The 17,413-nt window shown below is 40.7% G+C and carries 15 protein-coding genes; 3 read left to right on the top strand and 12 right to left on the bottom strand.

Features of this window, described 5'->3' with window-relative positions; translation table 11 throughout:
• Positions 1–64 precede the first annotated feature (64 nt).
• From QOW94_RS05465 to QOW94_RS05480, 4 genes are all read right to left on the bottom strand, one after another.
• Complete coding sequence (locus QOW94_RS05465) at positions 65–601, bottom strand: hypothetical protein (protein WP_283679241.1); 537 nt, start codon at positions 599–601, stop codon at positions 65–67.
• Positions 602–673: 72 nt separating this feature from the next.
• A complete protein-coding gene (locus QOW94_RS05470; protein WP_283679242.1) occupies positions 674–1,357 on the bottom strand; it encodes an endonuclease/exonuclease/phosphatase family protein in 684 nt (227 codons plus the stop codon).
• A gap of 105 nt (positions 1,358–1,462) precedes the next feature.
• Positions 1,463–1,825 (bottom strand): hypothetical protein, encoded by a 363-nt coding sequence (locus QOW94_RS05475; RefSeq protein WP_283679243.1) that lies wholly within the window; start codon positions 1,823–1,825, stop codon positions 1,463–1,465.
• Between the two features lie 30 nt (positions 1,826–1,855).
• Complete coding sequence (locus QOW94_RS05480) at positions 1,856–4,390, bottom strand: M1 family metallopeptidase (protein WP_283679244.1); 2,535 nt, start codon at positions 4,388–4,390, stop codon at positions 1,856–1,858.
• 193 nt (positions 4,391–4,583) lie between these two features.
• On the opposite strand from QOW94_RS05480, the gene QOW94_RS05485 reads away from it, so the two are divergent.
• Positions 4,584–4,853, top strand: a complete 270-nt coding sequence (locus QOW94_RS05485; RefSeq protein WP_283679245.1) for a hypothetical protein — start codon at positions 4,584–4,586, stop codon at positions 4,851–4,853.
• Between the two features lie 75 nt (positions 4,854–4,928).
• On the opposite strand, the gene QOW94_RS05490 is transcribed toward QOW94_RS05485, so the two are convergent.
• From QOW94_RS05490 to coaA, 3 genes are all read right to left on the bottom strand, one after another.
• Entirely contained in the window at positions 4,929–5,639 is a 711-nt protein-coding gene (locus QOW94_RS05490; protein WP_283679246.1) for a plasmid pRiA4b ORF-3 family protein, read from the bottom strand.
• Between the two features lie 139 nt (positions 5,640–5,778).
• Positions 5,779–7,332, bottom strand: coding sequence for a glutamine-hydrolyzing GMP synthase (gene guaA, locus QOW94_RS05495; protein ID WP_283679247.1), 1,554 nt, complete (start codon positions 7,330–7,332; stop codon positions 5,779–5,781).
• A gap of 82 nt (positions 7,333–7,414) precedes the next feature.
• Positions 7,415–8,344, bottom strand: a complete 930-nt coding sequence (gene coaA / locus QOW94_RS05500) for a type I pantothenate kinase (RefSeq protein ID WP_283679249.1) — start codon at positions 8,342–8,344, stop codon at positions 7,415–7,417.
• A gap of 148 nt (positions 8,345–8,492) precedes the next feature.
• Between coaA and QOW94_RS05505 the strand changes: the two genes are divergently transcribed.
• Positions 8,493–9,431 (top strand): AEC family transporter, encoded by a 939-nt coding sequence (locus tag QOW94_RS05505; RefSeq protein ID WP_283679250.1) that lies wholly within the window; start codon positions 8,493–8,495, stop codon positions 9,429–9,431.
• Positions 9,432–9,555: 124 nt separating this feature from the next.
• On the opposite strand, the gene QOW94_RS05510 is transcribed toward QOW94_RS05505, so the two are convergent.
• Together QOW94_RS05510 and helD are read right to left on the bottom strand one after the other, a co-directional pair.
• A complete protein-coding gene (locus QOW94_RS05510) occupies positions 9,556–10,458 on the bottom strand; it encodes a magnesium transporter CorA family protein (RefSeq protein WP_283679252.1) in 903 nt (300 codons plus the stop codon).
• A 12-nt stretch (positions 10,459–10,470) separates the two neighbouring features.
• The gene (gene helD / locus QOW94_RS05515) at positions 10,471–12,768 is read right to left on the bottom strand and encodes an RNA polymerase recycling motor HelD (protein ID WP_283679253.1); all 2,298 of its coding nucleotides are present in this window, start codon (positions 12,766–12,768) and stop codon (positions 10,471–10,473) included.
• Between the two features lie 187 nt (positions 12,769–12,955).
• On the opposite strand from helD, the gene QOW94_RS05520 reads away from it, so the two are divergent.
• Positions 12,956–13,609: a histidine phosphatase family protein gene (locus QOW94_RS05520; RefSeq protein ID WP_283679254.1), complete on the top strand. Its 654-nt coding sequence runs from the start codon at positions 12,956–12,958 to the stop codon at positions 13,607–13,609.
• Between the two features lie 959 nt (positions 13,610–14,568).
• Here QOW94_RS05520 and QOW94_RS05525 read toward each other — a convergent pair.
• From QOW94_RS05525 to QOW94_RS05535, 3 genes are all read right to left on the bottom strand, one after another.
• Positions 14,569–15,207, bottom strand: a complete 639-nt coding sequence (locus QOW94_RS05525; protein ID WP_502867247.1) for an N-acetylmuramoyl-L-alanine amidase — start codon at positions 15,205–15,207, stop codon at positions 14,569–14,571.
• A gap of 132 nt (positions 15,208–15,339) precedes the next feature.
• Positions 15,340–16,305, bottom strand: a complete 966-nt coding sequence (locus QOW94_RS05530) for an ABC transporter ATP-binding protein (protein ID WP_283679255.1) — start codon at positions 16,303–16,305, stop codon at positions 15,340–15,342.
• Positions 16,305–17,402, bottom strand: coding sequence for an ABC transporter ATP-binding protein (locus QOW94_RS05535; protein ID WP_283679256.1), 1,098 nt, complete (start codon positions 17,400–17,402; stop codon positions 16,305–16,307). The genes QOW94_RS05530 and QOW94_RS05535 overlap by 1 nt, the downstream gene beginning before the upstream one ends.
• Positions 17,403–17,413 lie beyond the last annotated feature (11 nt).

The raw sequence follows: 17,413 nt of genomic DNA on the forward strand, positions 1-17,413 counted from the left end.
CATAAAAAATCCTCTCAGTTATCAACTACGCAGTTGAACTAAGAGGATTTTTTTATAAACATTTTTATTTACCATTCACAAACACTGCGTTAAACACAATGAGGATCACCCCAGTAGCCAATACTGGTAGCCATAGTTTCTTCACAGTTTGCAGCAACGACAACCACCATCGTTTTAGATAGCTATCACTCTGGACAAACTTATTGTTATTAATAACTTCGGCAGCTAACCACGTCAAAGCCAAATAAAAGATCATTCTAACAACAAACATAAGCACACTAACCAGACCGGTACCTAGGTTTCCTGACTTAATTGCCAATATTATGGCTGCGAGTGAAGCCCCTGTAAACATTGCATAGTATAGCGCTGGAATCCGCAAACCACCTAGGTAGGGAATCAATGAAATCAGCAGATATATGAATAGTGCTTTTACTGCCTCTGTAATTCCGTACCGTAAGAACTTGACTGAAAAACCTACTTGAAAGTTTCCAACAACAAATGAAGGATTAGCTTTATGCACTAACAGCAATAAGATCCCCATCCATACAACCGAACAAATTCCGTACCACACCGCCATTTTCTTTGTATAACTCACCGTCATCTAATCATCTACCCAACTTTATTATTAACCCAATTATAGCGAATGCTTTTTATATTGAAAGAACTCACTGGTTTACAACAATTCAATTTCTAAGGCTGAATGATCCGAAAGCTCATCTAAGTTATGAATAACTTTTGCCTCAACAATTCTGCTCTTTTTTGCAAACGCATAATCGATATAAAAAGGCTTATCTTTATGCCGATACAAACGAAATGTGTCTTCCGTTTCCTCACCAAATTTTTCATGATTAGATTCGTGATATGCACTCCGGTACCCATATGATTCGGCCAGATTATTGAAATCAGTTTGACTTCTAAAAGTATGCTTGCCATCCCAAATTGCATTGCTATTGAAATCTCCCATCATCAACAAGTTATCATCTCTAAACAACTCTTTTTGATTCAACTTGGTCAGACTATACAAATCCTCAATATATTTTGAATGAGTCCAAATGTTCAATACCCTAAATCCTTTAAACCTTACATACTGATAGTACCTCATGTCGAGATCTTCAAAGTGTGAATCAACATGAATTTTTTCCTTTTGAAAGCTAAATGCCAAAACTCCTTTTTTGTCCTCGTAAACATCATTAGCTTTTTCAGTGTAAATAAAATTATCAACAGGGAAACCAGGTAGTTTTACCCACTTCTTTGTATATTCAACTTCTTGAACTAAATACAGGTCAGCATCATACTTTATCAAATCACTGTACTTATGAGTAAATCCCCCATTACAATTCCAAGATATTACTTTCATATTTTCTCCTTCATAAAGACGTCTAAAAATCATTTCTAAAAAATAAGAACCCCCAACCATACCGTTGGCGATTCTTATAATTGACAGATATTATTCAAAACTCAACTACTTATCAAACTCTTTTCCTAGTTCAGTCAACAACTCAACCCATGACTTCTTACCTTGATATTTAATATCCATTCCGGCAACAAATCTGGCCAAACTATCTTGAGTAGACTGTGAGAATTCGCCTTTAACATCTTCTAAAGCTTCATTGATCCGCAAATCTTCCCACTTCATGTAATCCATGCTTTCCCAACTTGAACCGTCAAACTTAAGGGCGAAGGTCTCATCTGAAACTAGTTTGCTCAAATCAACCGCACTCTCTAAGCCAATCTCTGAAAGATCAACTTTAGTCCAGTCCTTATCAACATCAACGTTGAACATCTTTTGCTCTGGTTGGTTATAAACAATAATTGAATCAGCCATTATTCAAATACTTCCTTTAGTTTTATTTTCCTACTTTGCAGCTTCCGCAACTGCCTTGTTCACAGCATCTTTTTCGTCTTCAACTAACTTAACCCGGGTCTCAACGATCTTAATGTCCATCTTGATTTCACGAGTCAAACCGGGAGTTGGCAATTTTGGTTCAAAGAATTCTTTGAACTCTGCCAATCTTTCTGGGGTGTGGAATACGCCGGCTGTAACGGTGATAAACGTAGCAAATTCCATGTCACCACCAACTGTATCTTCCAACCATTGCCAGTCGTTTCTGATCCAGTCCCAAGCTGCTTGTTGCCCGTCGTTGTTAGCCAAGACGCCACGGTACCAACCACGTAAGTCTTGCGGTTTGATTGTGCCTGCGTCCTCAAACTTAGCAACCAATTTAGCAACTAAAGATTTATCTGGGGTACTAGTAAGAGCAGCCCGAATATCTGCCTTAAAACTGGCATCAGCAGTTTGGCGGTATTGTTCTAACAAATTATCAAATAATTCTTCACTACCAAAGTTCTTAACTTCGTTTCTCAGAACAAAGACCCGAACATCAGCTGACAAGCTTGCTAAATCATCCTTATTAGCTTCAAACAAGGTATGGGCTGAAGCAATCGCATCTGGATTCTTAGCGTAAAGTGAAGCACTGATTACATATGGCCGAGTTAATTGGTCATCATTAGATTCATCGTCCTTTGGTGTCCAGCCAAGCCGCTCTACCTGGTCAGCACTCAACTTGTCAAACAACTGTTGAAGTTTGTCCTCTTCATCTGAATCAGGAGTAACGAACTTCTTTAAGTTGTTAGCAACTTGGTACAAAGCAGCGTTGGCTAAGTTGTAATGGCTGTCAGCAAACTTGCTCAACAATGGCACAATGCTTGCGTATGAAAGTTGACCACCTTCAGCAAGTAGTCTCAAATCTTGGAGTAATTGCAGTTGTGAAATTGAATCCAAGTCATCAACGTTAGCTAAAATATCGTTCAACAACGTTTCGTCATACTTGACGATAAAGTGGGAATTGTTACCAACATTGAGGCGGAATGGCTTACCACTATCCTTTCTCAATTGGTCATATTCACCCAACTCAACTGTTTTATCCGCAAAGATTTCAGGAGCAGCATCATAATTACTGTTCAATGGAATTTGCCATTGGCGGCCCTTATCCTCACCTTCACCGATGAAGAATTGTTGTTGTGACAAGGTAAGTTTGCCGTCAACAACCTTTGCTTCAACGACAGGATAGCCTGGTTGTTCCAACCATGAGTTCATGATTTCACCAACGTTCAAGTTTGAAGCTTCCCCTAGGGCATCCCAAAGGTCTGATCCCTTAGCATTGTTGTACTTGTGAGCTGCAAAATAGTTCTTCAAGCCAGTCCGAAGAGCATCATCACCAAGAAGTGAGCGCACCATTACTAGCATTCTGGCACCCTTGGCGTACACAATGGCGGAATCGAATAATGAATCGATTTCAGCAGGGTCATTAACCGCAACGTGAACTGATTGCACCCCATCAGTTGCATCACGAGACAAGGCGCCTGGAACATCCGTAGTTTGGAATAATTCCCAAACGTTCCAGTCTGGTTCAATGGCGTCGATAGCAACGTATTCCATCATGTTGGCAAAACTTTCGTTTAACCATAAGTCATCCCACCACTTCATTGTTACGAGGTCACCAAACCATTGGTGAGCTAACTCGTGAGAGATAACCGTTGCAACTAATTGCTTGTTATCGAGAGCGGTATTATCTGGATCAATCAATAAGTATGCTTCTCGGTATGTTACCAAGCCCCAGTTTTCCATTGCTCCGGCTGAGAAGTCAGGCAATGCCAACTGCCATGAATGTGGTAGTGGGTATGGTGTCTGGTAGAAGTCTTCGTAAAATTCGATTGAGCGTTTTGCAATATCAAGCGCAAAGTCGAGTTCGTTGGCCTTGTGGGCCTTAGTGGCGAATACGCCGACCTTAACCCCACTCTTAGTGGTAGTTGTCTTACTTTGAAGATCACCAAACGCAAAGGCGATTAGGTAAGTTGACATCCGCACTGTGGTATCAAAGTAGTGAACCCCGTTTTCTTCACGAACTTCTGGCATGTTAGCCAAAATCGTTTCGCCTGGTTGCTCATCAAACTTGATGGCTAGGTCGAAAGTGGCTTTAGCTTCTGGTTCATCAACTGATGGGAAGGCTTGGCGGGCAAAAGTCGTTTCGAATTGAGTTCCGATAACTTGTTTCTTTTCGCCATCAACTTCGTAGTATGAAGGGTAGATGCCCATCATGGTATCAGTTAGCTTTGCACTATAAGTGATAGTCAAAGTAACGTTACCTGGTTGGCCAACTTCAACGTAGAAGCCGTCGTTAGCATCATCTTTTTCAAATGATAGTTGCTTTCCATCTGATTCCACTGATTGAATATCAAGGTACTTTTGGTGAATTGAAACGCGGTCTGATTTAGCCTCACCACTGATTGTGGTCTTACCGTTAATTTCTTTAGTTCCACGATTGATATCTAAATAGATATCGTAGTGTTCTGGTTGGAACGTCTCATAAAAATGGGTTACTTTACTCATGAATGTCTCCTCTGTTTTATTAGAATTACTCTAATTATAGCAGGAAAACGAGTGGATAACGCGACTTTTGTTAGAACCAAAACCAAAAATGTTAAGATTGTTTAAATCGCTTCCACTCCATCTAACTTTTAAGCTTCCCTTAATAACGGCCCCTTATGATAGCTATAATCAAATAACAAAGGCGGGTGTTACCATGTCAGTATTACTAGATGATAAAAAAATGTTCAAAAACATAGTTTCGGCCCAACTAGCCAAGGTATTCTACCCTTTCGTGGTTGTTAAAACCGAAGAGGGACAATATATAAAACTAAACCTATCAATGAACGAAAAATCCGATTCACTATTCTGGGACGTTATGCAACGAATTATGGATGCCAAGATTTGGATTCCAATTGGCAAACATCACCACCAGATGTTGGATAATGGCTGGGAGGCGGAAGCGGATCCGGTGGTGTATATGTAAGAAAAACGAGTCGGAAAATACGACTCGTTTTTTGCTATCTCTTCTACTTTTTTACCCTAGTTATTCCAATCAAATCTAGTATCTCATTATAAAATCAATCTGCTTTTCCGTTAATTTAGCTCCCTTTTCGTATACATTTGCATACCATCGAGGGATCTTTTTCAGTCTGTAATTAATATCGTCACGGTCAAAACTGCCAAACGAGCTAAACGGAATATGATTGATATATTTATACTCAAAACTATCGTTACCCTTAAGTAGTTTTAAGTCATCCAAAACTTGATTTAAGCCAGCTACCCCACCAATATCTTCAACAATTCCATAACTATTACCATGGATGACGACTGGATAGTCCTTTGAATTGACCATCGGATCATCGAAAGTGGTCAATACCTTAATGCCAACCGTCCAATCATCACCAAAATCATACGTGAAATTTAATTCATCATTTTCATCAAACACTTTATCCACCGTAACTTTTTTGGGGTCAAGTGTATCTGATTGTCGATCTTCATCAAGCTCTGGGAGCTGGTATAGCTGCTGGCTCCGTCTGTTAATTTCAAATTGTCGGTATTTTTCCGGAACTTCCTTTAACGTTGGGTCGTCAAGATCAATCTCTTTTTTATGGTCAAATGAGTACAGATGGCTTGCTTGCATCTCAAACATAACCATCATTGAATATGCTAGCTTGTTAAGCTTAAACGCTCCAGGAATCAAAAAGGTTCGATCAACAACCGGTTCAATATCATTAAGGGTAGCTTGAAGCATGTACACTTTAGTTTTCATACGTCACCATTTTCTTTAGATGTTGGTAGTTCTATCTTAGTTGCAATAACGCTACCATAAAAGATAATAAATCTAAAGTCAAACTAAAAAGCCCCCAACCTCAACGGCTAGGAGCTTCGTTTTTACCGAGCAGAAATTTCTATTCCCACTCAATTGTCGAAGGTGGCTTACTCGTAATGTCATACACTACTCGGTTAATCCCTTCAACTTCGTTTACGATTCTAGTTGAAATATGTTGCAATACGTCCCATGGAATTCTAGCAAAGTCAGCGGTCATCCCGTCAACTGAGTTAACTCCACGGATGGCAATGGTGTATTCGTATGTCCGGCCATCACCCATAACTCCAACTGATTTGAAACCAGGGAGAACGGTGAAGTATTGCCAGATATCACGCTTAAGACCAGCCTTAGCGATTTCGTCCCGAAGAACAAAGTCACTATCACGCACGATTTTTAGCTTCTCGGGAGTAACTTCCCCGATAACTCGAATTCCAAGACCTGGGCCTGGGAATGGTTGACGCCAAACAAGTTCCTCAGGCATACCCAACTTTTCACCAATTTCACGAGCTTCATCCTTGAACAACGAGTTCAATGGTTCAATCAATTGGAAGTGCATGTCTTCTGGAAGTCCACCAACGTTGTGGTGAGACTTGATTGTTTGGGCAGTATCAGTACCTGATTCGATAACGTCAGTGTAAAGAGTTCCTTGAGCCAAGAAGTCAATTCCATCAAGCTTTTGGGCTTCGTCATTGAACACTTGGATGAACTCGTTACCAATAATCTTCCGTTTCTTTTCTGGGTCAGATACACCAGCTAGTTTGGATAAGAACCGGTCCTGAGCATCAACTTTGATGATGTTCAAGCCGAATTTACCTTCCAAACTCTCCATAACTTGGTCAGCTTCGTACTTTCTCAGCAAACCATGATCAACGAAGATGCTCGTCAATTGGTCACCGATAGCCTTGTGGAGTAACACCCCAACAACTGATGAGTCTACCCCACCAGAAAGGCCAAGCAGAACCTTCTTATCGCCAACAACCTCACGGATATGTTCAACTTGAAGGTCGATAAAGTCGTTCATTGTCCAATTAGGCTTAGCTTCACAAACGTCAAACGCAAAGTTCTTCAGAATATCGTTACCGTACTCTGTGTTGCGAACTTCGGCATGGAACTGGATGCCATAGAATTTCCGGTCAACATCTTGCATTGCGGAAATTGGGCAGTCCTTGCTGGTTGCGACAGATTCAAACCCTTCGGGAACCTTGGTAACCAAGTCACCATGGCTCATCCAAACAGTTTGGTTCTTAGGCAATCCCTTGAACAAAGTTGCGTCTTCTGATGTCACTTCGATATCAGCATGACCGTACTCACTGTTCTCAGCTTTTTCAACTCCACCATTCAAGGTGTAAGCCATAATCTGCATTCCGTAACAGATACCAAGAATTGGAATTCCCAACTTGAAGATATCTGGGTCAACTTTAAATGCCCCATCTTCGTACACACTGTTAGGTCCACCAGAGAAAATGATTCCCTTAGGGTTCATTTCTTTGATCTCATTAGCGGACAATTTATGCGATTTAAGCTCTGAATATACGCCTAAATCACGAATTCGTCTGGTAATCAATTGGTTATACTGACTACCAAAGTCAAGCACCAAAATCTTATCAAATGTTGATAAATCGACGTTTGCCAAGTCTTCCACCCTTTCAAAATTGCTAGTTATATCATACGTGGAAATCATTCCAAGGTCAACCTTCAATTGAAAAGCCAAACAATCAGTATTTTCTGAGAAACAGCTTATCAATCTGATGACCGGTTGTCTTATGCATTATCATATCTGCCCGGGACCTAGTCGGTAAAATATTATCATTCAGATTTGGCATGTCAACAGCGTCCCAAACGTCCCTAGCCATCTTCATAGCGTCATCACGATTACCGATTGCATACTTATGGTAGTAATTATCCGGATCTCGAAACGCAGTATCTAGGAGTTTGGCAAACCGTTCAAGGTACCATTTCTCAATCAAGTCAGGATCAGCATCCATATAAATCGAAAAGTCCGTAAAATCGGAAATATAGATTTGTTCGTTTTGTGGTAATTGCAGGGTATTAATTCCCTCAACAATCAAAACATCTGGCCGGTTGATCACCTGAAATTGGTCGGGAATCACATCATAAACCTGGTGTGAATAAAGTGGCACCTTCAACACAGCTTCGCCGGACTTTACACCATTCAAAAAGTTAATTAGCGATTTCATATCATAACTTTCCGGAAAACCCTTTCGGTCCATGATTCCCCGGCGGTTCAGTTCATCGTTTGGATAAAGAAAACCATCGGTAGTAATCAACTGAATGTGTTCACCGGTGAAGTAGTTTGTCAGCAACTCTTCAAGTACCCGAGCTGTCGTTGACTTACCAACGGCCACACTTCCAGAAATTCCAATGATGAAAGGTACGTTTCTCACTGGTTTGTGCAAAAATCGCGATTTAGTCGTTTGCCATTGCTGAAAACTATCTTTCTGCAACCGAATCATGTGCACCAATGGTTTGTATATATCCGCAACGTCCTGCAAGGAGATTTGATCATTGAACGCCTTGATGTGGCGCAACTCGTTTTCTGTCAGGGTCAGCGGTAGTTCGATGTCACTATAAAAGTTCTTCCACTCGTCCTTTTCAAACGAATAGTAGTTGATTAAGTCCTGCATCCTGTTATCTCCGTTCGTAATATCCATTAAATTATAACATTGCTTAGCTTGATTCAGCAGATAAACCGCTCTCATTTCTGGAACTGGTTTACTTTAAGTTGTTCTCAAGCCTATAATTATTAGAATTTCTTTTGATTGGAGGAATTCTATGGATCTCGGACAACTAACTAATCAAATCGGACTAATTTTTGCCTTAATGTTGGTTGGTGTACTTATTAACAAACTGGGGTTCATGCACCCCCAAACTGCCAACGACCTTACCAACATCCTGTTATACATCGTTTCCCCCTGCTTAATTGTCGGAGCCTTTGAACAGGATTACTCCGCCAGTCGTTTCCACCAACTGCTGTTGGTAACCCTTGGAATCATTATTTTCTACATAGTTGAAATCATCCTCGCCAAACTAATCTTCAACCACGTTAAGGATGAAAATTTACAACGGACCGTCAAATACGGCAGCATCTATTCTAACGCTGGTTTTATGGGCGTTCCGCTAGCCAGTACGTTATTTGGTAACGCGGGAATTTTCTTCGCTGTCGCCTCCCTAGCCGGGTTTAATATCTTCAGCTGGACCCACGGAGTGTCGTTATTCAAAACGGACAATCGGAGCAAAACCACCGGCCAGACTATTCGGGAGATAGTTCTTAATCCCAATATCATTGCCATTATTCTCGGTTTAATCTTATTTATTTACTCAATTCAAATTCCCAAACCCGTTCACGAGGTCATCCATTACGTCAGTTCAATCAACACCCCGTTGTCGATGATCGTCATTGGAAACAGTCTGGGAAATATTAAGTTAAACCGCCAATTATTCAATCCCCACCTCTGGTTGGCAATCGTTCTCCGCAACGTCCTCTTTCCGATGGTCGCAATCATTGTTCTCCACTTACTATCCGTATCAAACGTGGCACTGTTCACGACGGTCGTAATGGCTGCCTGTCCAACCGCGGGGCTAGTCGTCTTGTTCACCTTACAAGCGAAGGGAGATACCAGTCCAGCCGTCGCGTTAATGAGTACATCAACAATTTTGAGCTTAGTAACCATTCCAATCGTATTCGCGATGACGCAGATCCCATTATTTTAGATGAGAATTAAAAACAAGCTAGGTAAACTAAAAAACGCAACGATAATTTGTTCTCGAAATTATCGTTGCGTTTTTAATCTTTTATCAATATTTTCTACACGCAGTATACATCAAGAGTGAATTTCTACTTTCTCTGATGCACATTCAACAAAATGCCACCCGCTATAAGCAGAAACGCCGACCAGGCAATTGTCATTATCCAGCCTTCATTTGCCAACGGTAACTTGACGTTTTGACCATAAAAGCCAAACACCAGTTGGGGCAACGCCAACAAGATTGAATAAATCGTCAACAGCTTCATCGTTCCGTTCAATTCAATGTCCAGGACGCTCTTATATGCATCAGCAACGTGCTCAATAACATCGCTAGCCATATCCGCCATTTCAAGTCCCTGCTTTAATTCAATCAGGTCGTCATCGATTTGCTCCAACTGCCCCTCATTGATATCAATATCCCGGTTATGTTGAAGGTCAGCCAGCAAACTTGAATTTGACCGCAACGAAGTCAAGTAGTAAACCAAGTGGGTCTGTAGCCCCATCAACTGAGAAACAGAAGACTTATTCACTTTAGTTTGCAAACTTTTCTGAAGTCGTTGCCTCGAAGTATCAATTTTATGAATCACGCCAAAATAAATTTTTGATAGCTCGTACATTGCCGCTAACACAACATCCAGTGGTTCATACTCCTGCTTCAACGCCTTCATTCCTCGAATCCGTTCAGCCACAAAATGAGTATCTTCAGACGTGAACACCAATAATTTTGAACGGTTGAACAAAAACATTACTGGCGCAGTAGGATCCTTTTCTGGGTTTTCCATGCCTGAGTCCATCACTGTATCATAAATAACCATCATTAGGTTCCGATCTTCATCAAACTCAATTCGGGCCCGCTCATCAATATCATAAGCGTACCCAAACATTTCGTCAGTAACCGCATACGTTTCCTTGACCTGCGTTTTTTCATCGGGCGTTGGTTCGTAAACTTCGATCATTTCGCATTTATCTGATACCTGTTCTTTTCTTATCATCTAAATCACGACCTAATCTTCCAGTTGGTACAAGCTGCTGTCTACCCGATCAAATAGCGGCGAAAGTTCGCCAACTGAAATAATCGTCAATCGATGCATTGCCCGGGTACAAATCGTGTAAACGAGTTGGCGTTCATCATCATCACTGTAATTAGCCTTTGATGCGTCCCACATGATAATACTGTCGAATTCAAGTCCCTTGGCTAGATACGATGGAACAACAATGATTCCATTAACCAATCGTTGGTTTTCAGTTCGAATGAACGTTGCCTTAACACCAGCTGCCTTTAGTTTATCAGTCAGTTGCTCACACTCTTTGAGCGTTTTAGCAATAATTGCGGTAGTGTCATGCTCACCAAGGTTTTCTTCGGCTTGCTGTTTCAAACGTTGAATGGCGTCTTGCTCATTGTTCTTAATTGAAATTACCGGTAACTCACCATTTCGGTTAAAAGCCTCGATTGCCTCACCATCTGCTAACAGCTGCTTGGTAAAGTCAGTAATCTGCTTAGTTGATCGGTAAGACTTGGTCAATTGCACAACACTCGTCTTTTCCTTATCGAACATCATGTTCAACTCACTAAGCAACCGGTGGCTGTTTTCGTGGGTGAAAATTGCTTGGTTAAGGTCACCAAGAAGAGTGAACTTAGCCCGCGGAAAACTGAACTTTAGGAAGGCAAGTTGGAAGGCTGAGTAATCCTGAACTTCATCAATGAATAGGTAGCGAATATCCCGGTCCCCTCGTTTACCAGTCATCTGATCATAGAGGTACAGGTATGCAGAAGCATCATCAAGTGACAGTGAACTATGCTTCAACCTATCAATCGTCTGGTTAACAACCTGCTTCCAAACAGACTCGTCAATTCCATACTTCTTAAGATCAATAATCAGTGGCAAGCTTCTCATCATATGCACAAACTGATTGTTGATGCTAAGGAAGTGATTCCGGTTGATCTGCTTCTGAACTTTTCTGAATGATTGGATAACGATTCGTCGGGCCAAGAATCTAAACTCTTTATCGGCGTTTTCGATTTCTTCCTCAGCGTCGGCGTGCATCCGCTGAATATCTTCCTTAGTTAGGTTTTGAACGGCGTCCTCAACCCACTTTTTCTTCATTTCTGTGTGGACTTTGCGATTCAAAATCTTAAGTAAGCTTTCCTTCGTTCCCTCAAGTCGGTTCCGTAGATTGTAGTTTTCATTGAACCCGTAGTAGATTTCCTCGATTTTTTCCTTTGGAATCAACACTTTGCCGTTGAACATCAAGTTCTTGAACCGCATATCTTCCTTATTCAAATGGTTAGCATATGCCGTAACTGCCTTGAAGTAGTCCAAACTACCCTTGATTTCGTTGATTTTGCGAGCGTTTTCTTCAAACTGATCATCGAAACGGCTAGATAAAGTTTCAACCTCAATACTTGGTAGTCTGTAAGAACTGTATTGATAGAAGGTCATTTGCACCATATTTTGTTCACCAAGTTCTGGCAAAACTTGGTTGATATAATCATTAAATAGTTGGTTAGGAGAGAAAAGAATAATTTGACCAGAGTGGAGTTTACCTGAATATTGGTATAACAAATAGGCAACCCGTTGCAGGACAGCAGCCGTTTTTCCCGAGCCAGCAGCTCCCTGAACAAATAACAATTCGGAATTAGTATCCCGAATAATCTTATTTTGTTCCTTTTGAATGGTGGTAACGATACTCTTCATCTTGGTATCTGAATGGCCACCCAATGCGTCAAGCAGCATTTGGTCACCAACTACCTCTTCGGTATCAAATACGGTCTTTATCTTACCGTCTTCGATTTGAAACTGTCGTTTTAACTTAACATCGACCGTCTGCTCCCCATCAGGCGTATCGTAGCTAACTTTGCCAATCCCACCATTATAGTAAATACTGGAAATTGGAGCTCGCCAGTCATAAATGAGATAATGGTCTGGCCGATCAGTAAACGAAGCCATTCCAATATAGATGGTCTCATCAGCCTTTTCTGAAGACTCACGAAAATCAATGCGAGCGAAGTATGGATTTTCCTCAAGTTTCTTTAACGTGGTCAATTGCTTGGCGGCGTATTCTTGCCGGTTTTCCCGCTCAGCGAGCATTTGTTGTTGTTGCCGAATAGACATGGCGGTTTCCATCATGCCACTGTATGTATCGGTTTTAATTCGGACATCATTTTCGAAGTTTTGGTTGATCTTCGAGATATCCTTTTTAGTTGATTTTACTTTTTTCTCAAGAACGGATTCAGCTGATTGAATCTTATCGGTGACATTATCCAAATAGCTTTGTTCTTGTGCTTTAATGTTATCTGCCATATCTTTTCCCCCTATAATTGACTAACTAGTTTATCATAATTTTGACCTTAAATCAAAAAAGCATTGACTTTATGACTGTTTTTGAAAAAAATTTACTTAAAACCAAATTGGTATATTTTGAAGGAATCCATATTTCATGGTAGAATTTAACTAATTTAATTTTAAATGTATACGTAGGAGGATCATCATGACAATTTCACTTTACTTTGTGCGACATGGTCAAACATTCTTAAACAAATACCACCGGATTCAGGGTTACGCTGATTCACCCCTCACTGATAAGGGAATTAACGATGCCATTGATGCCGGTAAGCGACTAAGCAAAATTAAATTTGACGCTGCTTACTCAAGTGACGCCCGAAGAGCCGTCCAAACTGGCAAATTGATGTTAGCTGAAAACCCAGCTGACATCGATGCTCCAACCGAGTTGGAAGAAATGCGTGAGCTTAATTTTGGTTACTATGAAGGCGAAGACGACGTTAAGACTTGGCACACCATTGGTGGTCCCCTTGGAGTCAACTCATTCCATGAAATGATTGCTAAGTTTACCATTGAGGAAGCTGAAAACATTATTGCTAAGGCGGATCCTTATGGTGATGCCGAATCAGGTGCTGAGTTCTGGGATAGATTTGTGCCTGGAGTTAAGAAGATGGTTGATGCCGCTAAAGATGGTGATCAAATTTTGGTGGCTACTCACGGGACGTTGATTAGAAACTTGGTTGCTCACTGGAGTGATATTCCGGTGGATGTGTCGACGAAGAATGGTAGTGTGACGAAGGTGAACTATGATGATGGTAAGTTCACGGTTGAGTACTTCAATAATGTGTCGGCGGATGTTTAATTAAAATCGGCATTTAGAAATACTTACATTTATTATGTAATCATTTACTAAGCATGATATTGGAACGCAGTGGACATAGCTTTAAGCCTTTAAAAAGCGAAAGTCTTAAAGTCTAGTCTTCTAGTAAGGCATAAATGCCTAACTAGAACGACACTGCTGAATATCATGCTTTTTTTAATGATTACGGGTAGCTATAATAATTACACACCTGTCGGTAAGTATTTTATCAGCCACACTTAATTACCATTTTCTCCTGAAATACATCACATTAGTTTGATTTGCCATGATTCTCCACATTAGCCAGATTATATTTACCCCCATCAAATAAGATCAACACTGGGAAAAGATTGAGGAATGGTCATCTACGACTAGGGTATCATTGCATTAATTCCAATCTGTGTAAGTGTATTTATTAAAAAACAATACTTATCAGCAGTGAAATTATCGTTAGGCGTTTACTCCTTACGATAAGGCTAGTATTTAAGACTTTTGTACTTTAAAGGCTTAAATCTATGCCCAACAGTAGCTGTCACGACTAACTCCACATTATGTTCGTTAGTTAGTGTCAGCCTTGCAGTGGCTCACGAACGAAATTTATAAATTTCTAGTTCGCACCCTGAGTCCCATAAGCATTGTTAAAAAATAAACACACATAGTCAACCTGTTACTGCATCGAGAATGAATTTTTGGTGTCGTCTTAGTAGGCGTGATTGAGCATAGTAATCATTTAAAGGCAATACATATCAGTGGTGAAATTATCGTTAGGAGTTTACTCCTTACGATAAGGCTAGTATTTAAGACTTTTGCACTTTAAAGGCTTAAATCTATGCCCACCACGTTCCATATGTATTGCAAAAAAGGATTACTAATTTGCTATCTCAATGCAAAAAAATGATTACTCATACGCTACTACAATCTAAAACAAAGCCAGGTCGCAAACGCAACCTGGCTTTTTCCTGTTATTTAATTTTTTCGTTGATAATTGCTTCCAAATAAGCCTTAGCAATCTTATCAATGTTCTTATTTAATCGGTGATAATCCCTCTTGCTTGTGATAAATCCACTTTCAACCAAGCTGTAATCAATCCCTCGTCTTCTCAACACATTACAATTTCTCAAATTAGTTCTAAAACTGTATCCATTGTAAGCCCGGTTCAAGCCAATATACTTTTTGATCACATGGGCCAACCGCTTATCACGATTGTTTGGTTTCCGCTTATGAATAATCACGTGACCACCGTGACCATAAGGTGCATCCAAGTGGAACATCACAACAGAAGTGTTCTTATGGATTTTGTAAGAACCTTTGTGGTACACAAGCGTATCCTTCACGATGTCATGCTTAGGACTATAAAACTTAATATCGCGGTTCTTAACCCGCTTTGCGTACTTTTCCATATGTGGCAATAATTTCTTACGTAGGAATGTTGCCTCAGTGGTACCATTTCCTCTAGCCCCAGGGTCACCTGCTCCATGACCCATAACAATCAAATATTCATGTCTCTTTGCAGCTGTCGCAGTGGTTGAACTAGTTTGCGCAAATAGACATCCAAACAACGCAAAACTAGCTACAGCCAGCAAAATCCGTCTAATTTTCAATCTCGCTACCCCCAACGTTTTTCTATAAGCTAAAAGATATAAACTTATATAAATAATTTTAATCTTAATGCCAGACTTTGTAAATATCAGGTCACAAAAAGGCCACCAATCAATGATTGGTGGCCTTTAAAGCTAGTCTTCGTCTTTCAAACGGGATTCTTTCATTGCCCGTTCTTTGTACATCGGAATTTCATCTTCACTGGCTCTAACCCAGTGGTGAGGAACAATTTCCACTAGTTTTCTTTCCTTACCGTCAAATTCTTGACTGGCATCGTAGTCCTTTTGAACCCGGGCCCGTTCGTACTCAGGATCGGGAACAGGAACTGCCGAAAGCAAACTAGCAGTGTAGTCATGAAGTGGGTGAGCATAAATTTCATCAGAAGTGGCAATTTCCAACATCCGTCCGTAATGCATAACCCCAATTCGATCACTAATATACTTAACCATCGACAAATCATGGGCGATGAATAGGTACGTTAAGTTATTTTCTTTTTGAAGCTTCTTTAACAAGTTAACCACTTGAGCTTGAATCGAAACATCAAGGGCTGAGATTGGCTCATCAGCAATAATGAATTGTGGTTGCACCGCCAAAGCTCTGGCAATACCAATTCGTTGTCGTTGACCACCAGAAAACTCATGGGGATAACGGCTTGAGTGGTCTTTGTTCAAACCAACGGTTTCAAGCAAATCCTCAACTTGTTTGGAACGATCAGCGTCATCCTTAGCCAAATGATTAATATCGATTCCTTCAGCCACGATATCCTTAACCTTCATTCTGGGGTTAAGAGAAGCATATGGATCTTGGAAAATCATCTGCATTTCCCGACGGAAGTGTTGACGTTTCTCCTTTGTATTAAGCTTCGAAACATCCTGACCATCAAAAATAATTTTACCTTCAGTTGGCTCGTACAAATGGATGATTGCTCGGCCGGTCGTAGTTTTACCAGAACCGGATTCACCAACTAATCCAAATGTTTCACCCTCATAAACATCGAAGGAGATGTCATCAACCGCATGAACTTCATTGGGCTTACCAATGTTGAAGTATTGCTTTAAATGGCTCACTTCTAGAACTTTTTTTGCTTTTGAATAATCCATTAAAGTTGCTCCTCCTGTTCATTAACGTGTTGATTTTTGTGGCTCTTCAAGGCAGCAGCGGTAAGTTCCTTGAAGTGCTTTTGCCGTTCGATAATTGGTTCCGGTGGCGTCACTTTAGGCGCACGCTCATCCAATAACCAAGTTGCGGCGTAATGAGTATCAGAAACCTTGAAGAATGGTGGTTCCTGTTCAGTATCAATCTTTAATGCGTATGGATTCCGTGGTGCAAACGCATCACCTGCAGGTGGATCCAACAAGTCAGGAGGCGTTCCTGGAATTGACGGTAATTCATCACCCGTGGTATCCATTGTTGGCATTGAGTTAAGCAATCCCCAAGTGTATGGGTGCTTTGGGTTGTAGAAAATTTCATCAACCGTACCGTATTCAACCAGTTTACCAGCATACATAACGGCAACTCGATCGGCCATACCTGCAACAACACCCAAATCATGAGTAATAAAGATGATTGAAGTGTTAATTTTTTCTTGGAGTTCCTTCATCAAGTCCAAAATTTGAGCTTGAATCGTAACATCAAGAGCAGTAGTTGGCTCATCAGCAATCAGAATTTCAGGGTAGTTAACCAGCGCAATCGCGATAACGATACGTTGTCTCATACCACCTGAGAATTGATGAGGATAGTTGTTGATCCGCTTTTCAGCGTCCGTGATTCCAACCAACTTCATCATTTCAAGGGCTTGAGCATATGCCTTTTCCTTCTTCATACCCTTATGAATCATTAATGGTTCGGCAATCTGCTTTCCAATTTTCATTGTTGGGTCCAATGACGTCATCGGATCCTGGAAAATTTCAGCGATGTCCCGACCACGAATAGCATCCATTTGTTTGTCGGACTTTTTAAGCAAGTCGTCACCCTTAAACTCAATTGAGCCGCCGGTAACAACTGCGTTTTGAGCCAACAAACCCATGATACTTCTCGTAGTAACTGACTTACCGGAACCTGATTCACCAACGATAGCTAATGTTTCTCCCTTACGGAGGTCAAAACTAACGTCACGAATAGCCTTAACGCGGCCAGCATAAGTCTTGAAATCGATTTTGAGATCTCTAACTTCTAGTATATTTCTTTCATCTTCCATCTCAAAATCAC

This window comes from Lentilactobacillus sp. Marseille-Q4993 (assembly GCF_951230165.1).
Classification (GTDB): domain Bacteria; phylum Bacillota; class Bacilli; order Lactobacillales; family Lactobacillaceae; genus Lentilactobacillus.